20 protein-coding genes are annotated in these 23,569 nt (G+C 55.6%); 13 read left to right on the forward strand and 7 right to left on the reverse strand.

The genetic code is table 11. The features are described from left to right. Window positions 1-52: 52 nt before the first annotated feature. Entirely contained in the window at window positions 53-1,123 is a 1,071-nt protein-coding gene (locus SH678x_RS19780; RefSeq protein ID WP_496920182.1) for a linear amide C-N hydrolase, read from the reverse strand. Window positions 1,124-1,184: 61 nt separating this feature from the next. Then, entirely contained in the window at window positions 1,185-1,505 is a 321-nt protein-coding gene (locus SH678x_RS19785) for a hypothetical protein (RefSeq protein WP_496920183.1), read from the reverse strand. 557 nt (window positions 1,506-2,062) lie between these two features. Between SH678x_RS19785 and SH678x_RS19790 the strand changes: the two genes are divergently transcribed. The 7 genes from SH678x_RS19790 (at window position 2,063) to SH678x_RS19820 (ending at window position 10,290) form a co-directional block, all read left to right on the forward strand. Beyond that, window positions 2,063-3,916 (forward strand): phosphoenolpyruvate carboxykinase (GTP), encoded by a 1,854-nt coding sequence (locus tag SH678x_RS19790; RefSeq protein WP_496920184.1) that lies wholly within the window; start codon window positions 2,063-2,065, stop codon window positions 3,914-3,916. A gap of 90 nt (window positions 3,917-4,006) precedes the next feature. Then, window positions 4,007-5,821, forward strand: a complete 1,815-nt coding sequence (locus SH678x_RS19795; protein WP_496920185.1) for a hypothetical protein — start codon at window positions 4,007-4,009, stop codon at window positions 5,819-5,821. Next, on the forward strand, window positions 5,818-6,717 hold the full coding sequence (locus SH678x_RS19800) for a hypothetical protein (RefSeq protein ID WP_496920186.1): 900 nt from the start codon (window positions 5,818-5,820) through the stop codon (window positions 6,715-6,717). The genes SH678x_RS19795 and SH678x_RS19800 overlap by 4 nt, the downstream gene beginning before the upstream one ends. 129 nt (window positions 6,718-6,846) lie before the next feature. Then, window positions 6,847-7,791, forward strand: coding sequence for a DUF1559 family PulG-like putative transporter (locus tag SH678x_RS19805; RefSeq protein ID WP_496920187.1), 945 nt, complete (start codon window positions 6,847-6,849; stop codon window positions 7,789-7,791). Window positions 7,792-7,817: 26 nt separating this feature from the next. After that, window positions 7,818-8,564: a VTC domain-containing protein gene (locus SH678x_RS19810; protein WP_496920188.1), complete on the forward strand. Its 747-nt coding sequence runs from the start codon at window positions 7,818-7,820 to the stop codon at window positions 8,562-8,564. Next, a complete protein-coding gene (locus SH678x_RS19815) occupies window positions 8,561-9,253 on the forward strand; it encodes a DUF4956 domain-containing protein (RefSeq protein WP_496920189.1) in 693 nt (230 codons plus the stop codon). The genes SH678x_RS19810 and SH678x_RS19815 overlap by 4 nt, the downstream gene beginning before the upstream one ends. 5 nt (window positions 9,254-9,258) lie before the next feature. Then, a complete protein-coding gene (locus tag SH678x_RS19820; protein ID WP_496920190.1) occupies window positions 9,259-10,290 on the forward strand; it encodes an HlyD family secretion protein in 1,032 nt (343 codons plus the stop codon). Between the two features lie 6 nt (window positions 10,291-10,296). Here the strand turns inward: SH678x_RS19820 and SH678x_RS19825 are convergent, their stop codons facing one another. Together SH678x_RS19825 and SH678x_RS19830 are read right to left on the reverse strand one after the other, a co-directional pair. Continuing rightward, a complete protein-coding gene (locus SH678x_RS19825) occupies window positions 10,297-11,601 on the reverse strand; it encodes an esterase-like activity of phytase family protein (RefSeq protein ID WP_496920191.1) in 1,305 nt (434 codons plus the stop codon). A gap of 27 nt (window positions 11,602-11,628) precedes the next feature. Then, a complete protein-coding gene (locus tag SH678x_RS19830; RefSeq protein WP_496920192.1) occupies window positions 11,629-14,766 on the reverse strand; it encodes a tetratricopeptide repeat protein in 3,138 nt (1,045 codons plus the stop codon). Between the two features lie 318 nt (window positions 14,767-15,084). Here SH678x_RS19830 and SH678x_RS19835 point away from each other — a divergent pair, with 318 nt between their 5' ends. Next, window positions 15,085-15,327, forward strand: a complete 243-nt coding sequence (locus tag SH678x_RS19835) for a hypothetical protein (protein WP_496920193.1) — start codon at window positions 15,085-15,087, stop codon at window positions 15,325-15,327. A 178-nt stretch (window positions 15,328-15,505) separates the two neighbouring features. Here SH678x_RS19835 and SH678x_RS19840 read toward each other — a convergent pair whose 3' ends face one another. Further along, window positions 15,506-16,708: a GNAT family N-acetyltransferase gene (locus SH678x_RS19840; protein WP_496920194.1), complete on the reverse strand. Its 1,203-nt coding sequence runs from the start codon at window positions 16,706-16,708 to the stop codon at window positions 15,506-15,508. Between the two features lie 152 nt (window positions 16,709-16,860). Between SH678x_RS19840 and SH678x_RS19845 the strand changes: the two genes are divergently transcribed. The 3 genes from SH678x_RS19845 (at window position 16,861) to lepA (ending at window position 21,099) form a co-directional block, all read left to right on the forward strand. Then, window positions 16,861-18,006: a nucleotidyl transferase family protein gene (locus tag SH678x_RS19845; protein ID WP_496920195.1), complete on the forward strand. Its 1,146-nt coding sequence runs from the start codon at window positions 16,861-16,863 to the stop codon at window positions 18,004-18,006. A 160-nt stretch (window positions 18,007-18,166) separates the two neighbouring features. Further along, a complete protein-coding gene (locus tag SH678x_RS19850; RefSeq protein WP_496920196.1) occupies window positions 18,167-19,201 on the forward strand; it encodes an ROK family protein in 1,035 nt (344 codons plus the stop codon). An 80-nt stretch (window positions 19,202-19,281) separates the two neighbouring features. Next, window positions 19,282-21,099 (forward strand): translation elongation factor 4, encoded by a 1,818-nt coding sequence (lepA, locus tag SH678x_RS19855; RefSeq protein WP_496920197.1) that lies wholly within the window; start codon window positions 19,282-19,284, stop codon window positions 21,097-21,099. Between the two features lie 11 nt (window positions 21,100-21,110). Here lepA and SH678x_RS19860 read toward each other — a convergent pair whose 3' ends face one another. Then, a complete protein-coding gene (locus tag SH678x_RS19860) occupies window positions 21,111-21,656 on the reverse strand; it encodes a hypothetical protein (RefSeq protein ID WP_496920198.1) in 546 nt (181 codons plus the stop codon). Window positions 21,657-21,887: 231 nt separating this feature from the next. Between SH678x_RS19860 and SH678x_RS19865 the strand changes: the two genes are divergently transcribed. Next, a complete protein-coding gene (locus SH678x_RS19865; protein ID WP_496920199.1) occupies window positions 21,888-22,544 on the forward strand; it encodes an adenylate kinase family protein in 657 nt (218 codons plus the stop codon). Between the two features lie 49 nt (window positions 22,545-22,593). Beyond that, window positions 22,594-23,106 (forward strand): GNAT family N-acetyltransferase, encoded by a 513-nt coding sequence (locus SH678x_RS19870; RefSeq protein WP_496920200.1) that lies wholly within the window; start codon window positions 22,594-22,596, stop codon window positions 23,104-23,106. A 13-nt stretch (window positions 23,107-23,119) separates the two neighbouring features. Here SH678x_RS19870 and SH678x_RS19875 read toward each other — a convergent pair whose 3' ends face one another. Continuing rightward, window positions 23,120-23,407 (reverse strand): hypothetical protein, encoded by a 288-nt coding sequence (locus SH678x_RS19875; RefSeq protein ID WP_496920201.1) that lies wholly within the window; start codon window positions 23,405-23,407, stop codon window positions 23,120-23,122. Window positions 23,408-23,569: the final 162 nt, after the last annotated feature.

The raw sequence follows: 23,569 nt of genomic DNA on the forward strand, positions 1-23,569 counted from the left end.
GAAACCCCTCTTAGTAGTAAACGTCTGGCGAACGTACAAAAATTTCTAAGTCTTACTGCGGCGGTGTGGCTGGCAAAAACTGGAACGCCTTCGCCGGTTTGAATTTACTCACCGCATTGCCGGAATAAATCTCGCCCTCGGACACGGTAAGCTTTTTAACCGGTTGACCCGCGGCGAAATTGATCTTGTCGAGGTCTGCCCAAAACAAACTTGGGCTCCGCACCGACTCGAAGTAATAGCGTTTGTTCTTTTGATCGATGACCGACCGCCACAGCGTCGAAGCGATGTTGGGTTGGCCGGGTGTCGTAATTCCCAGCGGCACCGACACGTTGCGGATCACGCTGAACGCGGCGGCGAGGGCTTCGGCCTCCTCGGCCGTTTGCTGGACGGCGTTAATATAAAATGAAGCGCGGACAAAGCGATCCGCCGCGCGGTTCGTGCCGGGCAGCATCGTCGTGCCGCCAATTTGTTGCCAATAGCCGTTCAGTGCGAGTTGCTTGTCGTAAGTCGGCGAATTGGTCATCACCTGATATTCGCGGCCATGGTGAATCACCAGTTTGCCATCGATGTATTCAAAGATCGCCGAATCGCCGCTCGGATCGGAAATCGCCAAATGACCTGTCCCGGCTTCCCCATCGGGAGTCATTACCTCGACGACGTAAAACGGCTCGGCACGAAGAGCTTCGACCGCTTCGTCGACCGTGGCGAAATTGTCGAGGACATACTGGGCCCAAGCCGCGATCGAAATCGGTAAGCGTTTGTCATTGGGGCCAGGCGTGGGATATTTTGACTCTGCCAAGTAGAGCAGATTAACGACAAATCCTTTTTCGTTGATCCCATCCGCCGAAGCCGCATCAAATGCCGTGGCAACAACGCTGCCGTATTTCGACTTCCAAGTGATCGACTTTGGCCCGGCAGCACCGTTGCGGCTCATGCCGCGAGGAAAGATCCACAGATTCGATCCAATCGGCTTCGCCCAATCCATGCTCCGCACGGTGATGACGGTGTTTTCCGGGCCAAGATAGACCGCCCGCGAGCAGGCCCCCAATGGTGCGGCGAGCACCGTGGCACAAACACAAAGAACAACAAAAGTTCGCAAACCGCCCAGATAGAACTTTTTCAAACGCTGATCTCCTTGTCACCGGGAATGTGGTCGGACTCATCAATGTCGACCTGTTTTGATGTCATTCTTTGGCTGGCTGCTGGTCATGAGGAATGGGGAGCTGAGGAAATGCCTCGCGAATTTTCCGTTCAACCCGAATCTCCTTGATCGTCTCGTCCTGGGCCGGCGCGGCCAAGCGCAGGAAATTCGCCCGTGACATTTCCTCCGGCATGATGCAGGTAGTTGTCTCGGGAGAGCCTTCGGAGCAGGTGTCGTCTATCACCGGGGCCGATGTCGCAATCGGGGGTTCTTCAAAGGTTTGGACAAATCCCTGGGTGGCGAAGTAACCCACGGCAACAGCCAAGGACAACAACGCGACCGACTTCAACCGGCTGAGTTCCATGGCTTTGTCTTTTTGCAAGAAAACAGTGGGGGCACTTGGTAAGCATGCTTGTGTTGCCGGTCAGGCGTCCGTTCGCCCGACTATCACGGCTATCACAATACGTATGATCTTGCGCCATGCACCTCCTGCTTATGGGTCCCATCACGCACCCCTGCGGCTTGTTTTCTAGCATGTTTTAACTGTTATACAAGCGATAGGGGTTGTTTCTCTTGCGAGATTGTCATCTGATTGGCTCATAGAATTCATGGCAATGAACTTATTGGGCTTTCACTTCAAATTCTCTGTTACTGAAGGTGATTATAGACATGTAGGAGAGTGCTAAGCCTGCTTCTCAGTTCTGAACAGTGCCAGCATCGTTCCGTGCCTTTCCGCACACATTGCCCGGGCGATTCCCCGTGAGTTTTCGCGAGAGCGTGAAAAATTCCCGCATTTCCTTCACAATCGTTTTGGTGCAACAGTTGCTTTTACTCCCGGGAAACCGTCACAATCACTCGTGGAGCGCGGTCGGAACCGCGCCGAGTGTGATCCACCGCGTTAGTCCTCGTGAGGAGTGTTCGATGTCAGCTGTCGCCCCAGCCGTTCCCAAAGTTGTTAAGAATCGCGAGATTGTCGCCTGGTTCGATGAAATGGTTACGCTCTGCCAACCCGACAGCGTCCATTGGTGCGACGGTTCGCAAGAAGAATACGACCGCATCTGCGAAGAGATGGTCGACAGCGGCACCTTCATTCGGCTCAATCCCGAGAAGCGGCCAAACTGCTTTTTGGCTCGCAGCCACGAAAGCGACGTCGCCCGCGTGGAAGATCGGACTTATATCTGCTCACTGAGCAAGAACAACGCGGGACCGACCAACAATTGGATGGCTCCCCGCGAAATGAAGGCCATGCTAGCCCCCAAGTTTGAAGGGTGCATGCGCGGCCGCACGATGTATGTGATCCCCTTCAGTATGGGACCGCTGGGCTCGCCCCTGTCGCACATCGGTATTCAAATTACTGATTCGCCTTATGTGGTTGTGAATATGCGGATTATGACTCGCATGGGAACAGCAGCGCTGCAGGCTTTGGGCGATGGGGAATTCATCAAGTGTTTGCACTCGGTCGGTGCGCCGCTCGAACCTGGGCAAGAAGATGTGGCTTGGCCCTGTGCGACCGATCCCAAGGACAAATATATTGTCCACTTCCCCGAAGAGCGCTCGATCTGGAGCTACGGCAGTGGCTACGGCGGCAATGCTTTGCTTGGCAAGAAATGCTTTGCGCTTCGCATCGCTTCGGTGCTGGGACAGGAACAAGGCTGGCTCGCCGAGCACATGCTCATCACCGGCGTGAAGAATCCCGAAGGCGAGAAGACCTATGTTGCCGCCGCCTTTCCCAGCGCGTGTGGGAAAACTAACTTCGCGATGTTAATTCCACCCAAAGAATTCCAAGAAGAAGGTTGGGAAGTCACCTGCGTCGGAGACGACATCGCATGGATTAAGGCTGCCGATGACGGCAAGATTTACGCGATCAATCCCGAAGCCGGCTTCTTCGGCGTTGCCCCGGGAACGAACGTAAAATCGAATCCCAATGCAATGGCTTCGATCCACGAGAATACCATCTTCACAAATGTTGCCCTCACCGACGATGGCGACGTGTGGTGGGAAGGGATGACCGAGAAGCCTCCCGCGCATTTGATCGATTGGAAAGGGAACGATTGGACCCCCGACAGCAAGGAAAAGGCCGCGCATGCGAACTCGCGATTCACCGCGCCGTTGTCGCAATGCCCGTGCGTTGATCCTGAGTACGACAATCCCAACGGTGTACCGATTTCGGCGTTCATCTTTGGCGGGCGCCGCGCGACGGTCTTGCCGCTAGTGTATCAAGCATTTAACTGGGCCTTCGGCGTGTACACCGCCGCGACGATGGGAAGCGAAACCACGGCAGCAGCGTTTGGCAAGCAAGGCCAAGTGCGGCGTGATCCGCTGGCGATGCTTCCCTTCTGTGGCTATCACATGGGAGATTACTTGGGGCACTGGCTCGACTTTGGCCGGAAGCTTCCCAATCCGCCGCGGATTTTTAACGTTAACTGGTTCCGCAAGGACGCCGACGGCAAATTCCTCTGGCCAGGGTTCAGCGAGAACATGCGGATCTTGAAGTGGATCGTCGGCCGGTCGAAAGGCAAGGCCGCGAGCATCGAAGGCCCGCTCGGCTGGATGCCCCAATATAAGGACATCGATTGGCGCGGGCTGGAGTTCTCGGAAAAGCAATTCGAGCAACTCATGAGCGTCGAGCGTGGCGAATGGATGCAAGAAATCGCTTCGCACGACGAACTGTTCTTCAAGTTGTACGATCGTCTTCCCAAGGAACTCACGTTCATTCGCGAGTTGTTGCTCTCAGGCTTATGGCGTTCGCCCGAGCATTGGGATATGACGAAGTAGTGGGAGTGCTGTAGCCGAGGTCTTTGACCTCGGCTCGGCCTCTCCGACCTCGGAGAGGTCGACTACAGTGATCGATGCTATAATCGCCCCATGGCTTATGCGGTGGCGATTCTGTTGACGTCGGCACTCACGACCGTGGGCTTATTGGCCCTGTGGGCGGCGACTTCGCGCGCTCATTGGTTCTGGCGGACGATGCTGTTCCTCGCCGCGATTGCGCCGGTGTTGTTGATTCCCGCCTACGAGCCGTTCGTGGCGTTCGTGATTCAAGGGGTCGTGGTAGCCGGTGGAACTCAGTTGGCAAAGTGGCGCACCGCGCGGAAGAACGACGAAGCGTTTTTCAAATCGCGGTTTTCTATAAGAACCGTGCTGCTGGCGATGGTCCCGTTGGCGGTCGTGGCAACCGTTCTCGTAAGTACCCCTGAACTCAACTGGCTTGCGTGGCAAAGCGTCGTACTGATTGGATCAACAGGAGGCTTGGCGACAGGATTTGGATCGTGGATAGCTTTTGGAGAGTCCGACAATTGGAAGGTACGATCCCTGCTCGCCACGTTAGGCCTCAGTGCGATTTCTTTGCCCGTTGCCTACGGCGATTGGTTCATACGCAGCATTGATGGCGCGTCAGGCTGGCCACCGAATTCGGAATATCTGTCGCTTTATTTCTATGGCACCTATGGCGAAGACGATCTGATTCTCATTTGGGTGGGTATTCTTCTGACAACAATGATCGTAACAGCTTTCAGTTGCGCACTCGTTTCATCCTCGCTGAGAATTATTTCCAAACGGTCACTTCGTTTTAGACAGCCTTTATTTGCTCTCTTGACGTTTGCAGTCGCTGCACCTGCACTAGCCACGTTTATTATGTTGATGAATCCCGCGCCAATTCCAACAACGGAAGCTCCGAATCCCAATGGCTACGATGATTTCGTCGCGGCGGGGCAACTCATGACAGATCAACTCATGGTCAACAGCGGCAACTATGATGCTTCCACTGCTACGGAGTCGGAACTCCAAACAGCTAATGACGAGGTCAGCCTGGCCCTTGATCGCGTGCGTGTAGGTTTGAAGAAAGACGTTGAGGCTAAGACCGAGTACATCAACGGCAGTCTTCCCCTAGAATACATTCAGGGGTTCCGCTCATTGGCGCGGGGCTTTGATGCACAAGCGAGACTGGCTGTCAAACAACAGCAACTTAAGAAAGCCATTGATTCCTATTTGGATACCGTCACGTTTGGAGCCACGTTCTGCCGTGGCGGTTTGATGATTGACGATCTCGTTGGGATTGCTTGTTCCAATACAGGCTGCCGCGGCCTGTACGAAATGATCGATTCTATTCCCGGTGAGCAGATTCCAGATCTTATTTCCGATTTACAACAAATGGAGTCCCTACGCGAAACGAGCGACGGATTTATTGACAGAGATCATATCTGGTCGCAAAACGCCAATGGCTGGTATGGGCATTTGTTGTTCAGGCTGGCCAAGTGGACCGATCTGGAAATGGATTCTGAAGATACTTATCTAGCGGCTAGGCAGCGGGACTTAGCTATTCTAAGGCTCTTGCAAGTGGAATTGGCGCTCAGGCTCTATCAAAAAGAAACAGGGCATTGGCCAGAGACAATTAATGATCTCGTGCCTGACTATCTCAGGGTGATACCCGTCGATCCGCTGTTACCACACAAAAAGGCCCTGCAATACATCAAGCAAGACCCGGCTTGTATTCTGTATAGCGTTGGTTTCAATAAAATTGACGATCAGGGCAGCCCAGGCGATGATGACGGCTTCGGCGACTACGATCCGTGGACCGGTGATCTACGGCTAGATATTCTCTTCAAACCGGTAAGTCCAATGATGCCGTCGGCCGCAGTTCCCGCGCCTGTCAGCATCGATGCAGAAGTATCCGAACCATGATTCGATTGATTTTTCTAATAGCACTCATTGCAGTAGCGTTGCAAGAAGCTGCGTACGCCAAACCCAAGGGCGAGACCGTTGGCCGCGTCCAAACCGGCGAACTACAAGAGATTTCCGGCATCACCACCAGCCATGTGAATCCTGGCGTGGTGTGGCTACATAATGATGGGCCCACCTATCGGCTGTTTGCGCTCCGCACGACGGGACAAACCGTGGGCGTGCTTGAATGGCCGAACGCGATGGTCGACTTTGAAGATGTCGCCAGCGGGCCAGGGCCTGAGGAAGGGAAAGACTACTTATATATCGGCGACATTGGTGACAATGATGGCCGTCGTCCGCAGATCCGCGTTTATCGCACGGTCGAACCGGTTCTGGCAAACGGAGATCGCCCGGAATACTTGCGGGCGCAGATGGAGGATTTTCGCCTCACTTATCCCGACGGTCCGCACGATGCCGAGGCGCTGTTCATCGACCCGATCAGCCGCGAGCTGTTGATTGCCACGAAGGAAAAAAAGGCGACCAAGATCTACCACGTGCCGCTCGCCGACTTGAAGCCGAAGCAACCCACCGAACTTAAGCTGCTCACGACGCTGGGTGTCGGCAGTATCTCGGCGGGCGATATCTCCCGCGATGGGCGGTGGTTTGTGCTGCGGAGCGAAAAGGAAGGTTGGCTTTGGCCGCGTGATCCGCAAAAAAATTTGATGCTGACCTTCTCGACGACGTTGCCCCAGGCGATTCCCGTGCGTACTAAGCCGCAAGCCAAGAACGGCGAAGCGATTGCGATTGATGCCACGAGCACCGGCTACTACACGATCAGCGAAGGGGAATTTCAACCGCTGAAACTGTTTCCACTGCCGCCATGGGGACCGAACTTGAAGTCCACGCTCTCCGAATAGCTTGTTGTTGCAATCGTCTGACCCGCTAAATGCAGCCGACAGGTATTTGCCCAGTTTTTCCTGGCAATTACAATAAATGGGTTGCGGGCTGCTCTGGCCCGATCTCTTCTGCTCTCGGTCATTCGCCCTATGAAACTGCGCAACGGCAAGAACGCTTTTACGCTGGTTGAACTGTTGACGGTCATCGCCATCATCGGCGTGCTCGTGGCGCTGATCCTCCCGGCCGTGCAAGCTGCACGGGAATCAAGCCGCCGCACTCAATGTTCCAACAATTTGAAGCAGCTCTCGACGGGCGCGCTGAACTTCGAGGCCACCAACAAAAAGTTTCCCGCGGGGCAACGGTGGTCTGGTCCGCGCAAAGACCCCGGCACGTATGCGATGGCTTGGTCGGCGATCTTGCTGCCATTCATCGAACAGCAGGCGGTGGCCGATCAGCTCGATTTCAAAGTGCCGTTCACCGCTGCGACGAACATGCCGGCGTCTTCGCAGGTGATTAGCGTTTATCTTTGCCCGAGTACGTCGCTGATCGAAGAGCATCGCACAACCGACGCGCGGCTATTTAATATGTCGCCACTCGCTGGCGATGGTTTGGGATGCTTGGATTACCTGGGTATCTCGGGTCCCGATAAAGATGCGAAGAATCCCGCGAGCAAAGAAGTCTATGGCCGGCAGCGTGGCATACTGATCGGAACGAAGGGACTTCCCAACGGGGATAAGCTCGAAGACCCACCCGCGATCAAGGCTTCGGATGTGATCGATGGATTGTCGAACACGGTGTGGCTTACCGAATGCACGGGTCGTGGTGCTGGCATCAAAGACGGCGTGATCGACTCGGTCCACGGCGCCTGGGCGTCGGGTAACAACGTTACGCATATCGACAAGAAGATCAACGACGCCAAAACGCCTAAGGCCTGGTACGAAGAGCGGATTTTCAGCGAGCATCCCGGTGGGGCTCATTTTGCCATGTGCGATGGCTCGGTGCATTTTATGTCCGACGATACGGGCGAAAAGCTGATTCGCTCGCTTTGTAGCCGCAATGGCGACGAACCTATCGACAAGCAGAACTTAGAATAACACGCGGTGTTAATAGGAATATGTCGATGGGTTACGACGCTGGCCGCTCCGAACACAAATATCTCGTCAACGAAACGACCGCGGTCGCGCTGCGTAGTTTTGTGCGGGCTTATCTCGCCCCCGACCGCTATATGCCCTTCGGCGATTCCGAGGGTTACCACGTTCACAGCCTCTATCTTGATAGCCCTTGGCACGAGCTCTATCGGGAAACGACCGAAGGGGTCAAGAATCGCTACAAGCTGCGGATGCGGTTTTATGACGAAGCCCCGCAAGCCCCCGTGTTTCTGGAAGTGAAATCGCGCACCACCGATGCGATCCACAAGCTGCGAGCCATCGTAAGCAAACCTTCCGCCACGGCGCTACTAGCTGGCATGACGTTAACGACACAGGACTTAATCGATCCGAGCGAAAAATCGATCATCGCGCTCGAAGAATTTCGCCGGCGCATGGCGGGCCTCTCGGCGCGCGGTTGTGCGTTTGTTTCGTATCGCCGCGAGGCCTATGTGGGACTCGAGCTTGAGGAAGTCCGCGTGACGTTCGACCGCCACATTGCCGGTTTGCCGTATGACCCAACGGCCGGTTTTCGCTTACCCACGGAGCGCGCTGAGGTGTTTGCCGATCAAGTGGTCGTTGAACTCAAGTATGCCGGCCGTGTACCTGCCTGGATGCGCGATCTGGTGCGTGATTTTGGTTTGCAGCGTACTTCGTTTCCAAAATATGTCCACGCAGTGGATGCGTTGCGACTTAAGCCCAGCGTCCGAGGTGTGGCATGATGGATTGGCTAAGCGTCTTGCAGTACGGCGATTCTGGCGCGTCTCCGCCGCCAGTCACGATTTTGGTTTCGCTGCTACTGGCCTTTATCGTGGGCCAGCTTGTCGGCTGGATTTACATGGCGACCCACACGTCGCCCTCTTATTCGTCATCGTTCGTGGCTTCACTGGTCGTGCTGCCGGTGATCGTCGCGCTCATGATGATTCTGATGTCCGGCAGTTTGATGATCGCTTTCGGACTCTTAGCCGTGTTTGCGGTCGTGCGATTCCGCAACGTGCTCAAAGACACTCGCGATACGACCTTTATTCTATGGGCGATCGTTGAAGGCATGGGGGCGGGCACTTATCGCTATGCCACGACGTTGATTGGCGCGGTGGTGATTATGTCAGTGATGTTTTATTTGTGGTGGACCCAATTCGGCGAACGGCATCGCTTCGACGCGGTGTTGTCGCTGTTAGCCCCTGCGGATGGTGGCGCCACGCGGGCCAGCATTGAACGGGTTTTGAACCGCTATTCCGACCGACTGCTGCTCACCGGCGAACGGCAAAGCCCGGATGCCCGCAGTGTACTCAGCTACCGACTGTTGCTACGAAATCCCTCTCTCCGCGAACAAATGCGACGCGATCTGGCCGCTACGGGGGACGTGCAAGAACTCTCGTTCACCGTGTATGACGATGAAAATGAAAGCTAATATCGATGGCTAACGCCACTGCACAAAATGATCGTGATTCCGTCGGCAAAGTGCCGCTTGCACGCAGCGTGCGCCTTCGTCGTTTGCGCGTGCGAGCGCTGCCGGTTATTTGTCTGTTACTCTCGGTCGGAGCTTGGCTGGCTTTGTGGCGTTCCCAGGCACAAAGTGTTCAAGGCGTGGGCCGCGTTTCGACACTACGAATCGACATCATGAGCCCAGCCTCGGGCATGATTGCCCGCATGCCACACCACACGGGCTTGCAATGGAGTTTGTTCGATCATGTTCGCGAAGGGGACATCATTGCCGAATACGATGACAGCGAATGGCTTGCTGGCAAGCAACAGTTCGATCACGACGCCTCGGTGCTGCAAAAAGAATTGACGGCCTGGCAAGATTACTTCGCCAAAGACGCCGCGATTGGCGTGAAGGATCAACTCACTCAGTTGGTCACGCAAGAACAAAATCAACTCCAAGCGCTAGCCGCGCAAGTGAAACTCGGTGCGGCTGGGGATCGTGTCACTAGTCCCGAATCGTTGGAACAACAAACGCTACCCGTTGAACTTCCCGCCGCGGCGCGGGAGCATTTCACCGAGCTACGCAATGAGCGACAGTTGCTGGCCATTCGCGCGCTGCAACTGCGCAATCAAGCGGATGCTCTCCTCGTGCGAGCACCGATTAGTGGCACGCTCGTGGATGTGTTTTGCTCGCCCGGCCAACGACTTCATGCAGGGGCACCCATCGCCACGCTTGCCGCGGATCACGGCAGCTACATCGTTAGCTATCTTCCCGAAGCCACTCGCTTCGAGCCCCTGCCCGGCATGCGGGTGACTCTTCGTTCACGGGCCGTGGGTGCCAAGGTCGTGGAGAGCGAAATCGAAGAAGTGGGCCGTCAGATCGAATCGATCCCCACGTCGTTGGCAGTCAATCCCGCGGTTCCCGAGCGCGGCTTACCCATTCGCATCGCCCTGCCAGCCGAAATCGATCTGCAACCCGGCGTGTTAGTCGAAGTGATTTATCACGCCGATGCAACGCTGTGATGTCGCTTACGGGCGTCTGCCAACAATCAACACCGCACCAAACGCAAGCAATAATAGTGCATTTGGTTCTGGGATCGCTGCCACTGCGACAATCGCCGGCGCGCCATATGCCTCGGACCAAATCGCCAGATCCGCAGCGTCGATATCGCCGTCACGGTCGGCATCGCCTTGCGAGTGTGTGGCACCAATCATAGTCCCCGTGCCGCGTTGCCAGGCGAGGAAATCGCGGCCATCGACGTCGCCATCCTCATCGAAATCGGCTGAGGGAATTGCTGAGAGTTCGAACGTGACCAGAGTATTCTGGCTGATGAAATCTGCTCCCGAATTGTTATCGACGACTCCCATCAAGAGCCAGTTGCCGTTGGCGAGCCGTGGACCAAGTGTGAGCCCTTCGAGATTTTGACCCGTGCTGGCCGCCGCTGCACCCGACCAAAGCAACTCCTTGGTGACGGGTGTATAAGTCTTGCCAATCAAACCGGTGCTGAATTCGCTCGCGCTGACATCGGTGGCTCCGGTAAGACCGACTTCGTAGATACTATTTTTGTAAATTAGGGGTAACGCCAAGCCAAACGAACGTTCCAGCGTTAAAAGAGTACCGTCGGGAAGAGTGACGAGATCGGAGACACCACTGCGACGTCGAGTGTCACTTCCCGAAACATGGATGGGTGCGGTCTGGTAGACGAATTGTTCGGCGGTTGTCACGCTGTCGCCCACGACATCCATCCGTAGCAGTCGAACCCTTGTGCCAACACTGGTCGTTGATTTGGGACCGTCAACCGAAAGAGCCTCTTCGTTGGTCGTCCACATCGTCGTGCCATCGGGGCTCCTTGCAAGCGATTCAAAGCCAAAATTGCTCAATCGATTGCCAAACACACTGGGGATGCCCACGCTTTGCAGCGCAGCCCCTGTCCCGAGACTGTATTCACGGACGCCAGGACTGTTTTCTTCGGCGAGAAACACACTGTTACGAATAGGATTCGTGTAGGCGACCCCTTCAAAGTCTAGATTTGCTGCCAATGACAGCGACGTTGTGGCGGTTGCCGACACGAGCGAACCCGTGGGCGACAACTGCACGTCGATCGAGATCAGCTTGCCGCCCGTGTTTTGAACAGCGTAGAAGTTGTAGTGATTTTCTGTTGTACTCGGCCCAGCGTAGGTGATACCGCTTAACTCATTGACCGCAAAAAGCGAGGTGTCAATAACGACACTCGTGGGTGCTGAGACCTGCCACTTAGCCGCTTGAACGATGTTATTCGTACCTACGCTCAGCAGCGCGACTATCAACAAACTCACACTGCGGAACGACGCCATAAGATTCTCAGCATTTCTGTAAAACGATCACTTTGCGGGGACCGGTACCGGCGCTTGAGGAGGGATTGCTGGTTTACCTTGCACGGGTGTTGGACCGACCGGTTTTACATCGTTTTTGACTTCGTCCACAGGCACTTCCACTAGGGGTTGTGCTTCGAGTGGTACGCCGGCATCGACCAACAAATAGCCCGACCAGAAAAACGGATGTCCCGCCGTGGGCAAAGTACTCGCATCTTTAAGCTTTACACGCGGCTCGAGCCCTGGCTCGAGCGGCAATTCTTTGGCGACTTCCACGCAGCGCTGCCAGGCTTCGGCTGCCGACGCACGCGGCAATTCCTGTATGAATTCGCGCATCAAATCCAAGGTCGATTGCCCCCCCACGCGCCACCGGCTCAGCAAAATCGTTTGGGCACCACTCGACATGAGACTGCAACTGGCGATAAACAATTCGCTCCCCGGCGGCATGTTATCGTTGCGTTTACGCGAAGCTTTGCCCCCCTTTTCGGCAATCGTGTGCGCGCCGGGGAATAATAAGCGCTGCGGACCGATGCGGGGCAAGTTCACCCACGTTCCCAATCGGCCTTCGTCGCCTCGACCCGCGGGCAAAGGTGACCACAGGAACGGCTCGGCCCGCTCGATATCAAACTCATTGAGCGACACGAGGGCATCGAGCGCGGTGGCCACTACGGGCGGAGACTCGGGGAGCGGTGCGGGGAGCGGAATGAAACTGGGCATGGCCGCTTGAAGATTGGCCAATTGCGCCTCGCGATCCGCTTCCTTATCGCCGGGAACGATCTCGTCACCAACTATCGAGGTGTGCAGAACGCGCCGCCAGGGAACTGCCTGTCCTACAGCCAGTCCCATCGTGGGGACAACTCGGATTTTGACCACGGAGTTGAGCGTCGTCGGTTCTCCATCGGCTTTGAGCGGCAAGGCACCTATTGGCACATACCACACCACGCTATCGGGAACGACGATTAATTCCGTCACGGTCGCGAGATCCAACGACGAACCCGTAAAGAGCGCTTGAAATAAGACTTCGCCTGACTCGCGCCAATCGGTTGAGGCAAGTTGCTTCTCATCGAGCGAATTGTTGCGGTCGTGATTACCAAGGTCGCCGAGGAATTTACTGAGATTACGGGAAAGCGCCGCCGACGTTCCGCAATTCCAGATGGTCGAAGTACTGTCGGTCAACAAGAATCCCATCAGGCCATTGGCTGTTTCGTGGAATACGACAATCGCTTGGCCAGGTTGCAGGAGAGCTTGCAAATCTTCGACGGCCACCACGGGAGGAAATTGGAATTCGCTTGGTACGCGACTCAAACCAAGCCGCGACACCAAGGCCTCGCGCTCGTTGAGATTGTCAGCCCAATTGCGCCAAAGTCTATCAAGTGATTTGGAACTGGCCTTGTCGTCGGTAGGTTTCCATTGATTTCGCAGTTGTAGATGCAAAGCTTCCCCTGCTTTAGCAAGATCGGCATACTCGGGATAGCGAAGTAAGAGATCGTTGCGCAAACTTCGCGAGCTAGGACTCAGCATGTTTTCGGGCGATTCCAACGTATCGCGGATCGAAGCCAGTCGGCCACCGAGTTCGAGCGAATTAAAAAAGCGGCGACGCTTGGCCAGATCAGCCACTTCAATGGCTGCGGCTTTTTCCTTCCGCTCGCCCAACGCGGCGATCCAACGATCGTAGGAATCCTCAAGCGGAGCTTTCAACATCGCCAGCGTGTCGAGAGGACGGAATGCCCAATCGCGGGGACCGGGATCACTGAGCATCTTCTGATAGATTTCGATGGCCACGCTCGCCCGTAGCAATTGGTCGTCGAACCAACGATTCGTGGTCTGCAACTGCATGAATCGAGACGACATGTTGTAGTGGTTAGCAATGGAGACATTGAGAACGTCAACGGCGGACTCTTTGCCCATTTCCGCGAGCACGCGGGCTTCGAGATATCGCGACCAATTGCCAAGCAGTCCCGTGGCTGCATCGTTGAGTTGAGCTTGTCCCACTTGCAGCGCAGCCGCAGCCTCTTTCCATTTGTCGGCGTTCATCCATTCTTCAGCCCGGGTAAAGCTTAACCGTGCATAGAGATGATCGAAACGCTCGCGTTGAGCCCAAGCCGCCGCCGCATCCAAGACGGGTATCGGTTGAGGATTTGGCGCACCAAGCCGGTTCATGGCCATGAAGCGAAAAGCCTCGTCGATCACGCCTGGATCTTCATAGTAAATCCCCGAGATGCTCGCTTCCAAAAACAATTGATCGGCCGTGTCGAACTTACCAGCCTCCATCGCAAGCCGACCTTGTTCGAGCAAGGAAATACAAGTGAGCGGGTGATCGAACTGCCCTGCCATGCGCTCGGAGCGTTGCAATCGCTGAAAGGCTTGATCGAGATTGCCTTGGCCAGCATAGGCGAGCCCAAGTAAGAGATCGGCCCAGACATTCGACCAATGGTTGGGCGGAGTGATCCGCGAGGACAGTTTGTTCACCAGATCGCGTGACAACGGATCGAACGGGGCCAGTGGGCCCAAAAGCTCGTTCCGCCGACGAATGGCAAGCGCGGTCGCGCGGATGATCTCGACGGCATCCACTTGCCAATACTGCATTTGACGAAGAGCACCGCCTCGCTGGACGGTTTGGCTTTGGGTGTTGAGATCATCACCAAAGCTAATCATCATTTGCGAGGGAACGTCACCAAGCACGAATTTTCGTGTGCTGGGGCCCCAGGGGAGAACTTTCCGCGACAGATTAGTGTCAGGCCGCGGACCTTCGCGAAATTCAATCGACAGTACCCAGTTGGGGTACTGCAAAAACATCGCACAGGCTTCGTTGAATTGCTCGAGCGCGGCGGCGGGTTGGCCTTGGTGATATAGCACTTCGCCCCACAAGGCGTGATAGCAGATCGCGTCGATCCAACGTTGAGTCACGCCAATCCTGACAGAATTCTTCGCTTCGCGAATGAGGGTCCGCTGGGCGTCGCGGTATTCGCCCCGATAGATGTCGTATACTGCATTGTAGTAGTACTGGCTCGGCAGCGTGTCGGTCACCGCCAACGAGCCCTGACCGTGCACCGAGTCGCAGGTTGTGAAACCCGCGAGCATACATCCTACTGGTAAAAATCCCGCGAGTGCCGATCGCTGAAGAAGTTTGAATAAGGTCGCTAGCACGATGTTCTTCCTGTGCGCGGGGGGTCTCTGTTCCAAGAAGCCGCGGCCGCTAGCAATCTCAGGCGAGTGGCGCGCGTAGTTTCATTCTATCAGTCTCTCAGGAAAAGGCGATTTCCCCCGCAAAAACGCGGTGAAGACGCCGCCGGGAAGAACACCGACAAACACCGGGTCTGCCAGCTGCTGTCAGCAGTAGCACCCACGGAAATGCAAATTCTTCGGCAGAAGTCAAAGTTTGCCGTTCAGGACGACGATAACGATTGTGACGCCGGTAACGTGGAATTGGTCCGGCAAATGGTCCCTCCGTCAGGAGCAACGATTGTGAAAACTTCGTCCGGAAAAACCCGATTCAATGCCACGCTGCTCTGGAGTGGGCTCCTTATGCTCGGGTCCTTGGCGACCACGGGTTGCCAAATGGACATCGCGGGCCAAACCTTGCCCAGCGGTTACTATCTGAGCGACGACGTGCAATATTACGCACCTGGGCCGGAATTCAAATTGGCTCGCGAAGCCGCGGCTCTCAAAGAACAGTCCGCCAACAACATCAGCGAACCTCAGCAGTAGGTGACCGCGAAAGTTGGCTCGTGACAGTGTTACAAGCAATTCAAATAGCAAGTCTCGCGAGGACATCAATTTTTGCCGCTTGTTGCTAACGACGGTTTTCAAGAGTTAGCAACAAGGTTGGGGGGGACGGCGCCTCAGTGGCAGACGTCTGAGGAACGCGACCAGTGCGTCGCGTGCCTCAGACGTCACTGCCCGGGGAACTCAACGCCGAAAACGCGGGGGCCGGTTTACCTGCCACTATTTCTTCAGCGGCCAATTGTTGCCGCAGCCATTTCGTGATTCTGATTCCCTGCGATCGCCAGGAATTCCACGGGTAGTAGCTATAGCGGTAGCTCTGTTCCACGCCGGTGCGAAAGCGTGCTTTGAAATCGAATTCGCCGATGCCCAAGTCGAGCACGCGATCACCGCGCTGAAAACTATCTTCGATAAAGCGGGTCAGCAAAACTTTTCCTGTCCCCAATTCGCGGGCTTGGCGGTCGTAGCCCATGCGGAGCCCGAAAATGTTGCCCGCATGGTGATAGTTGTATTGATAGGCGAGCGGCTGACCCGCCACGCGCAAGATCGCCACGTCGAGCATGCCGAGTCTCGCCGCTTTGGCGTGACAATCCTTAAGAAACGGCAGCACGTCGGCATGGCAAATCGTATTGCCGTTGTGGGCATCCGATTGCCAGCTTCTTTGAGATACGGCAAGGCACTCATCAAAGAGATCCCATCGCGGATCGCCTTCACCCACGGTGGGACGATATCTGACGAACTCGACGGGCCCTAACTTATCAAGATTCCGCGCCTGGCGGCGGATCTCGTGACGCCATTTTTTGTTGAGGCCGTTGAAGTAGGTTTCCCAATCCGTCGAATCGAAATCGATGAGCGATGTTTGTTGATATACGCTCTTCTGAGGTTTCCAACCGACCGCCGACATTGCTCGGCCGGTCATGTCGTGATCTTCTGAAGTCCAACGAAAGTCGATCATGTCCCAATCGCGTTCCGTCTGGCGAATGTGTTGCAAGGCCATGAACATCGTGGCTGATGGGTTAGGTCCGAGCGGTCCGGCCCACATCCCCCAATCATTGAGCGGATAAGTGAGAACGTCGATCTTTGCCAGGCGGTGAGCTTCTTCCACCACGCAGAGGGGCACGATCCCGACGATTGTCTCCTCGGACCGTACGATCAGCACACGCATCCGGCGGTTCGCCCCGAAATGTTTCCAGAACGTGTTGAACCAACTGAAAGTATGAAAGAACGAGAAGCGGGGCGTTTGTTGGGCCAGAGAATCCCACGCGATGGCGTAAGATTGAAGATCCACGAGGGAATTGATTTCGACGACGTCCGCCATGGCTGGCCTCAGTGAGCTGGAGTCGAGCTGGCCGTAAGCGTCGTTCATTTTGCAAGGTTCATGCCGAGGAGGATTTGCTAAAATCAAAGATACTTCGCCCGGGGGAATCGAGCGGAATTCTTACGGAACTTCGTCGCGGAGTGCGTGGCATTTTGGCATCATGTAGCTTTCCAGCAACAAAAAACAACGGATTAGCGCTTGTGAGTGAGGCTTCTTGGCAAAATCTGATTACGGCTATCCATTCCAGTGGTAAGCAGGCGTTGATCGCCATCACGGGGGGAGGCAGCACGGCGATTGGCAGGCTGCTGGAAGTGCCGGGGGGATCGCGGTTGCTGATCGAAGCCGTGGTGCCGTACGCTTCGAGCGCGCTGACCGATTTGCTGGGGGGTACGCCGGATCAATATTGCAGCGAACCAACGGCTCGCGCGATGGCCATGGCGGCCTGGATGCGCGGGCGGAAACTTTCTCCCACCGCCGATCCGTTAACACTCGTGGGCATCGGCGTCACCGCCAGCCTTGTGAGTGATGTTCCAAAACGGGGCGATCATCGCATTCATGTGGCATGGCAAACCGCGACGCAAACATGTTCACTGACTTTAACACTCACCAAGGGAGCACGAGCTCGCGAACACGAAGAACGAGTCGCGGCTGACCTGGTGTTGCTTGCGATGGCGGAAGCATGCGGAGTTGATGCTTCTATCGGCTACAGCGAACTTCAAAAACAACTTGAAACGGCTGAGCAAATTGAACGACTGTCGCAAGTTGCTGACCCTGCGTGGAAAAAACTTCTACTTGGAGAAGCACACTGTGTCCTTTGTGGCGAAAACAAGCAACCAAAGATTGTATTTCCCGGCGCGTTCAATCCCTTGCATCAAGGTCATCGCGAAATGGCGCGGATTGCCGTCGAACGCTTAGGCAGCGAGTTGTGCTATGAAATTTCGCTCGCCAATGTCGATAAGCCTTCGCTCGACTTCATTGAAATAAAACAGCGCATCACCGACATACAAAAACAAGACCCAGGCAAAGAACTTTTGTTGACGACTGCGCCCACGTTTCGCGAGAAGGCCGAGTTAGTGCCCAACGCGACTTTCGTCGTAGGTGTCGACACGCTCGTGCGGATTGCTGATCCCAAATACTATGGCAACGATGCTGCCAAGCGCGATCAAGCGATCGCCGACATCACTGCGGCAGGTTGCCGGTTTCTGGTTTTTGGCCGCACGTATTCGGGAGACTTTCATTGCCTGAGCGACGTAGAGATTCCCGCCGAGTTGCGAGCGATCTGCGGTGAAGTCCCCGCGTGCGAATTCCGGGAAGATATTGCGTCAACGGCACTAAGAAACGGTTAGCCGGCATCGTCCCGATGCCGAGAATGCACTTGAACGGCATCGGGACGATGCCGGCTAACGCCAATGCCGCTAATTATCTCGAATTGCGGCCCGGGGGCGGCAATTTTATACTGGTGAGTTCGATTTCTTCCCGTTTCGACCAGTATATGACCACACTTCCATGACCGGCTCCAAGTTTATTATCACGCTCGCCGAAGCCGAGCTTCCTCTGTTCATCGGCATCGATGTCGGCGGCACGAACATCAAGCTGGGGTTGATCGACAACCGTGGCCGGACACTCGCTTACCATTCCGTGCCAACCGAAGTCGAACGAGGTGCGGACGATGCCGTCCGCCGGATGTGCGAGGCTGTGAATGAGCTGTTGAACAAAGCCGGAGCAAAAAAATCCGACGTCGCGCGAATTGGCGTGGCGACCCCAGGCCCGATGGACATTAAGGCCGGTATGATTCTCAAACCAGGGAATTTGCCAACATGGTGGAATTATCCCATTCGTGATCGCGTGGCCGAAGCCTGCGGCAAGCCCGTCCGTTTTGCCAACGATGCCAACGCGGCGGCGTTTGGCGAGTATTGGCAAGGCGCGGGCAACAGTTCGCGCAACATGGTGCTGCTCACCATGGGCACGGGCATTGGTGGTGGGATCGTGCTCGAGGACTATTTGATCGAAGGGGCACACAGCTGCGGGGCGGAATGTGGATTCATCATCATCGATTCCGATCCGCAGGCACGACGTGATACGCAAAATCTCACTGGCACCTTGGAAGGCTACTGCGGTTCTTACGGCGTTGTGGGTCGAGCCGTCGACGCGCTGCAAGCAGGACGTGATAGCAATTTGGCGACCGTGCTGAAAGACGAAGGTGAGATCACTCCTTTGGCGATCGCCGATGCCGCGGAAGCGGGCGATGCGCTCGCTTTGGAAGTCGTGATGGACACGGCCAGATACCTGGCGATTGGCATCGTGACCTTGATTCACACGGTCGATCCCGATAGCGTTGTCCTCGGCGGGGCGATGACTTTCGGTGGTGCTGGCCACCCGCTCGGCGAAAAATTTATCCAACGGGTCCGCGATGAAGTCCGTCCCCGAATTCTCACCGCGCTCCAAGATTCGCTGCGGATCGAATTCGCCCGACTAGGCAGCGATGCGGGTTTCGTAGGCGCCGCCGGCCTTGCTCGCCTCGAACACCGCCAGAAGAATTAAAAATAACAACACATTCATTTACTCAGCCCCAACCCCTATCCCCACCTGACCTCCGACCCCCGACCCCGGCCTCTCCCTCAATGACCGCACCTCAATATATTCGAAATTTCTCGATTGTGGCTCACATCGATCACGGTAAGAGCACGCTCGCCGACCGCCTGATGGAAGTGACGGGCACGGTGAGCGTCCGTGAAATGAAAGAGCAACTGCTCGACGACATGGCCTTGGAACGTCAGCGCGGCATCACGATCAAATCCCATGCCGTGACGATGCACTACGAATACAAAGGCCATAAATACGAATTGAATCTGATCGACACGCCGGGCCACGTCGATTTTCAATATGAAGTGTCGCGGTCGCTCGCTTGCTGCGAGGGGGCCGTGCTGTTGGTCGATGCATTTCAAGGCGTGGAAGCTCAAACCGTGGCGAATGCTTATGCCGCGATGGAACACGACCTCACAATCGTGCCGGTGATGAACAAAGTGGATCTCATCCACGCGCGGCCCGACGAAGTCAAAGCGGAGATGGAACACACGCTGGCGGTCAACGCCGACGAGATTCTGGGGTGCAGCGCCAAGACTGGCATGGGTTGCAGGGAGATTCTCGATGCGGTCATCGAACGCGTCCCAGCTCCCAAGGGCGATCCTAGGGGACCCTTACAAGCGATGATCTTTGACGCGGTCTACGACGAATACCGCGGAGCGATTACGTACATTCGCGTGATGAGCGGCACGATCACCAAGGGTCAGAAGATCAAGTTCCTTCAGCAAGGGACCGTGCATGAAGTCCTAGAGTTGGGTCACTTTGTTCCCCATCGCAAGCCGTCGTCCAAGCTTGCAGCCGGTCAGGTGGGGTACTTGATCTGCAACATCAAGTCGCTCGACAAGGTTCACGTCGGCGACACCGTGAGCACCACCGACGGAGAAGCCGACCTGAAGTTGCCCGGCTATCAAGAACCCAAACGGATGGTGTTCTGCGGCCTGTATCCTTCGGATGGTCAGGACTTCAAGCAATTGCGTGAGGCTCTCGATAAGCTTGTGATCAACGATCCCAGCTTTGAGTTCTCTCCCGAAACGAGCGATGCCCTCGGCTTCGGATTCCGCTGTGGTTTCCTGGGACTGTTGCACATGGAGATTGTGCAACAACGGCTCGAACAGGAAGCCGACATCGATCTTGTGCAGACCGCGCCCAACGTCACGTATGAGATCGTCAAAAAGAATGGCGAAACCATCGAAGTTCATACGCCACAAGACGTGCCGGAAGTGGGGGATATTGAAGAATTCCGCCAGCCGATTGTGCGAGTGAGTTTCGTGCTCCCCACGGAGTACATCGGCGGCATTATGAAATTGTGCAGCGACCGCCGCGGCACGTATGTCCGCACGGAGTATCTCTCACCAACGCGGGCGATGTTGGTTTACGATCTTGCGCTAGCCGACGTGATTTACGACATGCACGATAGGCTCAAGAGTACAACCCGCGGCTACGGCACGATGGATTACGAACTCTTGGGTTACGAGTCGGGCGATCTCGTGCGGATGGATATTCTGGTCAAGAACGAGCGGATCGACGCGCTGTCGATTGTTTGCGATAAGCGCGATGCCGACGTGCGGGGCAGGGCGGTTATCAAAAAGCTCAAGCAGGAAATCCCCCGTCACATGTTCGAAGTGGCGCTGCAAGCCGCTATCGGCACGCGAATCATTGCCCGTGAGACGATCTCGGCGATGAAGAAGAACGTGACCGCCAAATGCTACGGCGGCGACATCACCCGCAAGCGCAAGCTGTGGGAAAAGCAAAAGGAAGGCAAGAAGCGGATGAAGTCGATCGGCTCGGTCGACATTCCGCAAAAAGCCTTCCTCGCGGTGCTGGAGACGGGTGAGGAAGAAGGAAAGAAGAAATAGCTTCTGCTATCTCAGCTTTCTTCCACCGCCTCTTCGATGGAAGGCTTCGTCGATGCCGTCCAATGCCGCGCGAGCACGTAGATCACGCAAAAGGCCCCCAACGTATAGGCCGCTCCCAAACTCCACACTATCGATTGATGTCCGCCAGCACGATCGAGTTGCCTGATCGTCAGCGACGCCGAGATCACGAAGAATAACAAAAACAGCGTGCTGAAACCGACGACGAACGCACGGTCGACTTCGCGATAGCGCTGCTGCGATTCGAGCCAATGCTCCCAGCCCAGCAAATCGCCGATCCTGGGTTCCACGACTTCGCGCAAGTAGCGGCCCGCGCGGCTGATGTTACTTTCTTCGGCGATGAACGAGAGCATGATCGCCAGCAACAAAAAGGGAATCGAGGCATTGGCAAACGCTGAAGGTTGTGCCGCGGCCAAGTAGCCCGACGCGAGGACCAAAAAGATCCCCACGATCAACAGCCAAAACACGCGTGATTTCGATTCGCTGATTTCGGCACGCAAGGAAATATATTGTTGCTTCGAGAAATCGTCGGAACTCATGAGAATCACCTCCGCCAGTTGGGCGATTGAGTTAAGAAAAGAGCTGAGCAGAACTGCAGAAAAGTGAGCGCAAACAGCTTGGCTGTTTGCGTTATCAACAAGCCGTCCATATCGTAACCCTAGAATTGTCGCTTCACAACTACGCGCGGTTCTTGAAGTTTGTCCGTTTATGATTGAAAATAGAGTACGCATGGCGGATAACATAGATTCTGGGAATCGAAGGGACATGCCATGCACAAATACATCATCATGGGAGTGCAAGGTTGCGGCAAAGGGACGCAAGCCAAACTCCTCTGCAAACGATTTGATCTCACGCATATCAGCGTCGGCGACATCTTTCGCTGGAACATTCAAACGCACACCAAGCTTGCCGCACGCATCAAGCGCATCATGGACGCTGGACAACTTGTCTCGGATGAGATCGTCGAAGAAGTGGTTCGCCGTCGACTTGAAGAGCACGACTGGAACTATGGTTTCGTGCTCGACGGCTTTCCGCGCAACCGCCCGCAGGCGGAATTCTTTTTAGAAAGCTATGACATCGACGCGGTAATCTTAATCAACGTGCCTGATGAGGTCGTGTTCGAGCGCGTTCAGGCCCGGCGACTTTGTTCGCGTTGCGGGTTGGACTACAACCTGATGCACCACCGCCCGGCAGTGGAAAATTGCTGCGATGTCTGCGGAGGACCGCTCGAAATACGCTGCGACGATCATCGGGAAGCGATTCAAGCGCGGCTGGCCGATTATCACTCGCTAACGCGGCCGGTCGTGGAATTGTTCCGCTCGAAGGAACTGGTCGTGGAAGTGAATGGTTGCACGAGTGTTGAGGAATTGCACCAGGAAATCTGCGCGCGGCTGGAGATCGCTCCCATCACAAAGGTTTCACTATGAAAGTCTTGACGCTAAACGCCACCATTTGTGATCAGTAGGGTATGAGAACGTGACCGCATTTCTTTTGACCGAACGATTATCGTTCCGCGAATTGACCGAAGCCGATCTCGACTTTTTAGCCGAGATGCTCTGCGATCCTGAAGTGATGCGACATTATCCCTACGTGTTCGACCGCGCGGGTGTGCAAGAATGGCTCCGTCGCGCGCTTGAGCGACAAGCGCGCGACGGACTTTCATTTTGGTATGTCGCCAATCACAAAACGGGCGAGCCCGTCGGCCAAGTCGGCATCTTGAAGCAAGACGTCGATGACATGGTCGAAACAGAGATTGGTTACATGCTTTTGCGTCGGCAGTGGGGTCAGGGTTACGCTCACGAAGCCACGACAGCACTCCGTGATTATGCATTTCAAACCCTAGGCAAGCAGCGCGTGATCTCGCTTATCAGACCAGCCAATATTCCGTCCCAGCGAGTAGCGCTCGCCTATGGCGCAAAGCCGGAAAAAATGGTGGTTTGGCGCGATTACGAACACCTCGTCTTCGCGCTGGCGTATCAACAGGCTTGAAGGCTGGCCCAGATCACTGACCGCAAGCGCACCCGCCGGCACCCATGGTGGGGCCCATCATCATCGCACCGCTATCGAAGCCGGCCGAGACGGCGGTTCCACCCGAGCAGCAAGGATCACAGGGCGGGGGGCAGCACATCGGTTGACACATCGGCTGGCAAGCTGGCGCACATTGTTGCATATGGCCAACCATCGGAGCCGCAGCCGTTTGGTTACGGAATAAACCGTTCCGGCATGCACCACAACCGGTGGCATTGAGGATCATCACCGCCACCGCAACAAACAACAAAGATTTTTTCATTACCTGCATTGTCCCCACCGGGGGACGCTCCGTTCACGTGGTTTGCCCGAGGCAATTGTCGGCCCGGCGTGAACGTGGATTCACGTCGAGCACAGTTAAGATTTCTCCACACAACCATTGCCCCTGGTGTGGCGTTTGGCAAACAACGCGATGATTTTTTGC

The sequence above is a fragment of the Bythopirellula superficialaquae genome (genome assembly GCF_059632245.1).

What these genes read in the sequence shown, in the direction of transcription:
- SH678x_RS19820 (WP_496920190.1), top strand. Translation starts at nt 9,259, where the DNA reads ATGGCTAACGCCACTGCACAAAATGATCGTGATTCCGTCGGCAAAGTG.
- SH678x_RS19800 (WP_496920186.1), top strand. Translation starts at nt 5,818, where the DNA reads ATGATTCGATTGATTTTTCTAATAGCACTCATTGCAGTAGCGTTGCAA.
- SH678x_RS19805 (WP_496920187.1), top strand. Translation starts at nt 6,847, where the DNA reads ATGAAACTGCGCAACGGCAAGAACGCTTTTACGCTGGTTGAACTGTTG.
- lepA (WP_496920197.1), top strand. Translation starts at nt 19,282, where the DNA reads ATGACCGCACCTCAATATATTCGAAATTTCTCGATTGTGGCTCACATC.
- SH678x_RS19815 (WP_496920189.1), top strand. Translation starts at nt 8,561, where the DNA reads ATGATGGATTGGCTAAGCGTCTTGCAGTACGGCGATTCTGGCGCGTCT.
- SH678x_RS19840 (WP_496920194.1), bottom strand. Translation starts at nt 16,708, where the DNA reads ATGAACGACGCTTACGGCCAGCTCGACTCCAGCTCACTGAGGCCAGCC.
- SH678x_RS19875 (WP_496920201.1), bottom strand. Translation starts at nt 23,407, where the DNA reads ATGAAAAAATCTTTGTTGTTTGTTGCGGTGGCGGTGATGATCCTCAAT.
- SH678x_RS19810 (WP_496920188.1), top strand. Translation starts at nt 7,818, where the DNA reads ATGGGTTACGACGCTGGCCGCTCCGAACACAAATATCTCGTCAACGAA.
- SH678x_RS19860 (WP_496920198.1), bottom strand. Translation starts at nt 21,656, where the DNA reads ATGAGTTCCGACGATTTCTCGAAGCAACAATATATTTCCTTGCGTGCC.
- SH678x_RS19865 (WP_496920199.1), top strand. Translation starts at nt 21,888, where the DNA reads ATGCACAAATACATCATCATGGGAGTGCAAGGTTGCGGCAAAGGGACG.
- SH678x_RS19785 (WP_496920183.1), bottom strand. Translation starts at nt 1,505, where the DNA reads ATGGAACTCAGCCGGTTGAAGTCGGTCGCGTTGTTGTCCTTGGCTGTT.
- SH678x_RS19850 (WP_496920196.1), top strand. Translation starts at nt 18,167, where the DNA reads ATGACCGGCTCCAAGTTTATTATCACGCTCGCCGAAGCCGAGCTTCCT.
- SH678x_RS19795 (WP_496920185.1), top strand. Translation starts at nt 4,007, where the DNA reads ATGGCTTATGCGGTGGCGATTCTGTTGACGTCGGCACTCACGACCGTG.
- SH678x_RS19790 (WP_496920184.1), top strand. Translation starts at nt 2,063, where the DNA reads ATGTCAGCTGTCGCCCCAGCCGTTCCCAAAGTTGTTAAGAATCGCGAG.
- SH678x_RS19825 (WP_496920191.1), bottom strand. Translation starts at nt 11,601, where the DNA reads ATGGCGTCGTTCCGCAGTGTGAGTTTGTTGATAGTCGCGCTGCTGAGC.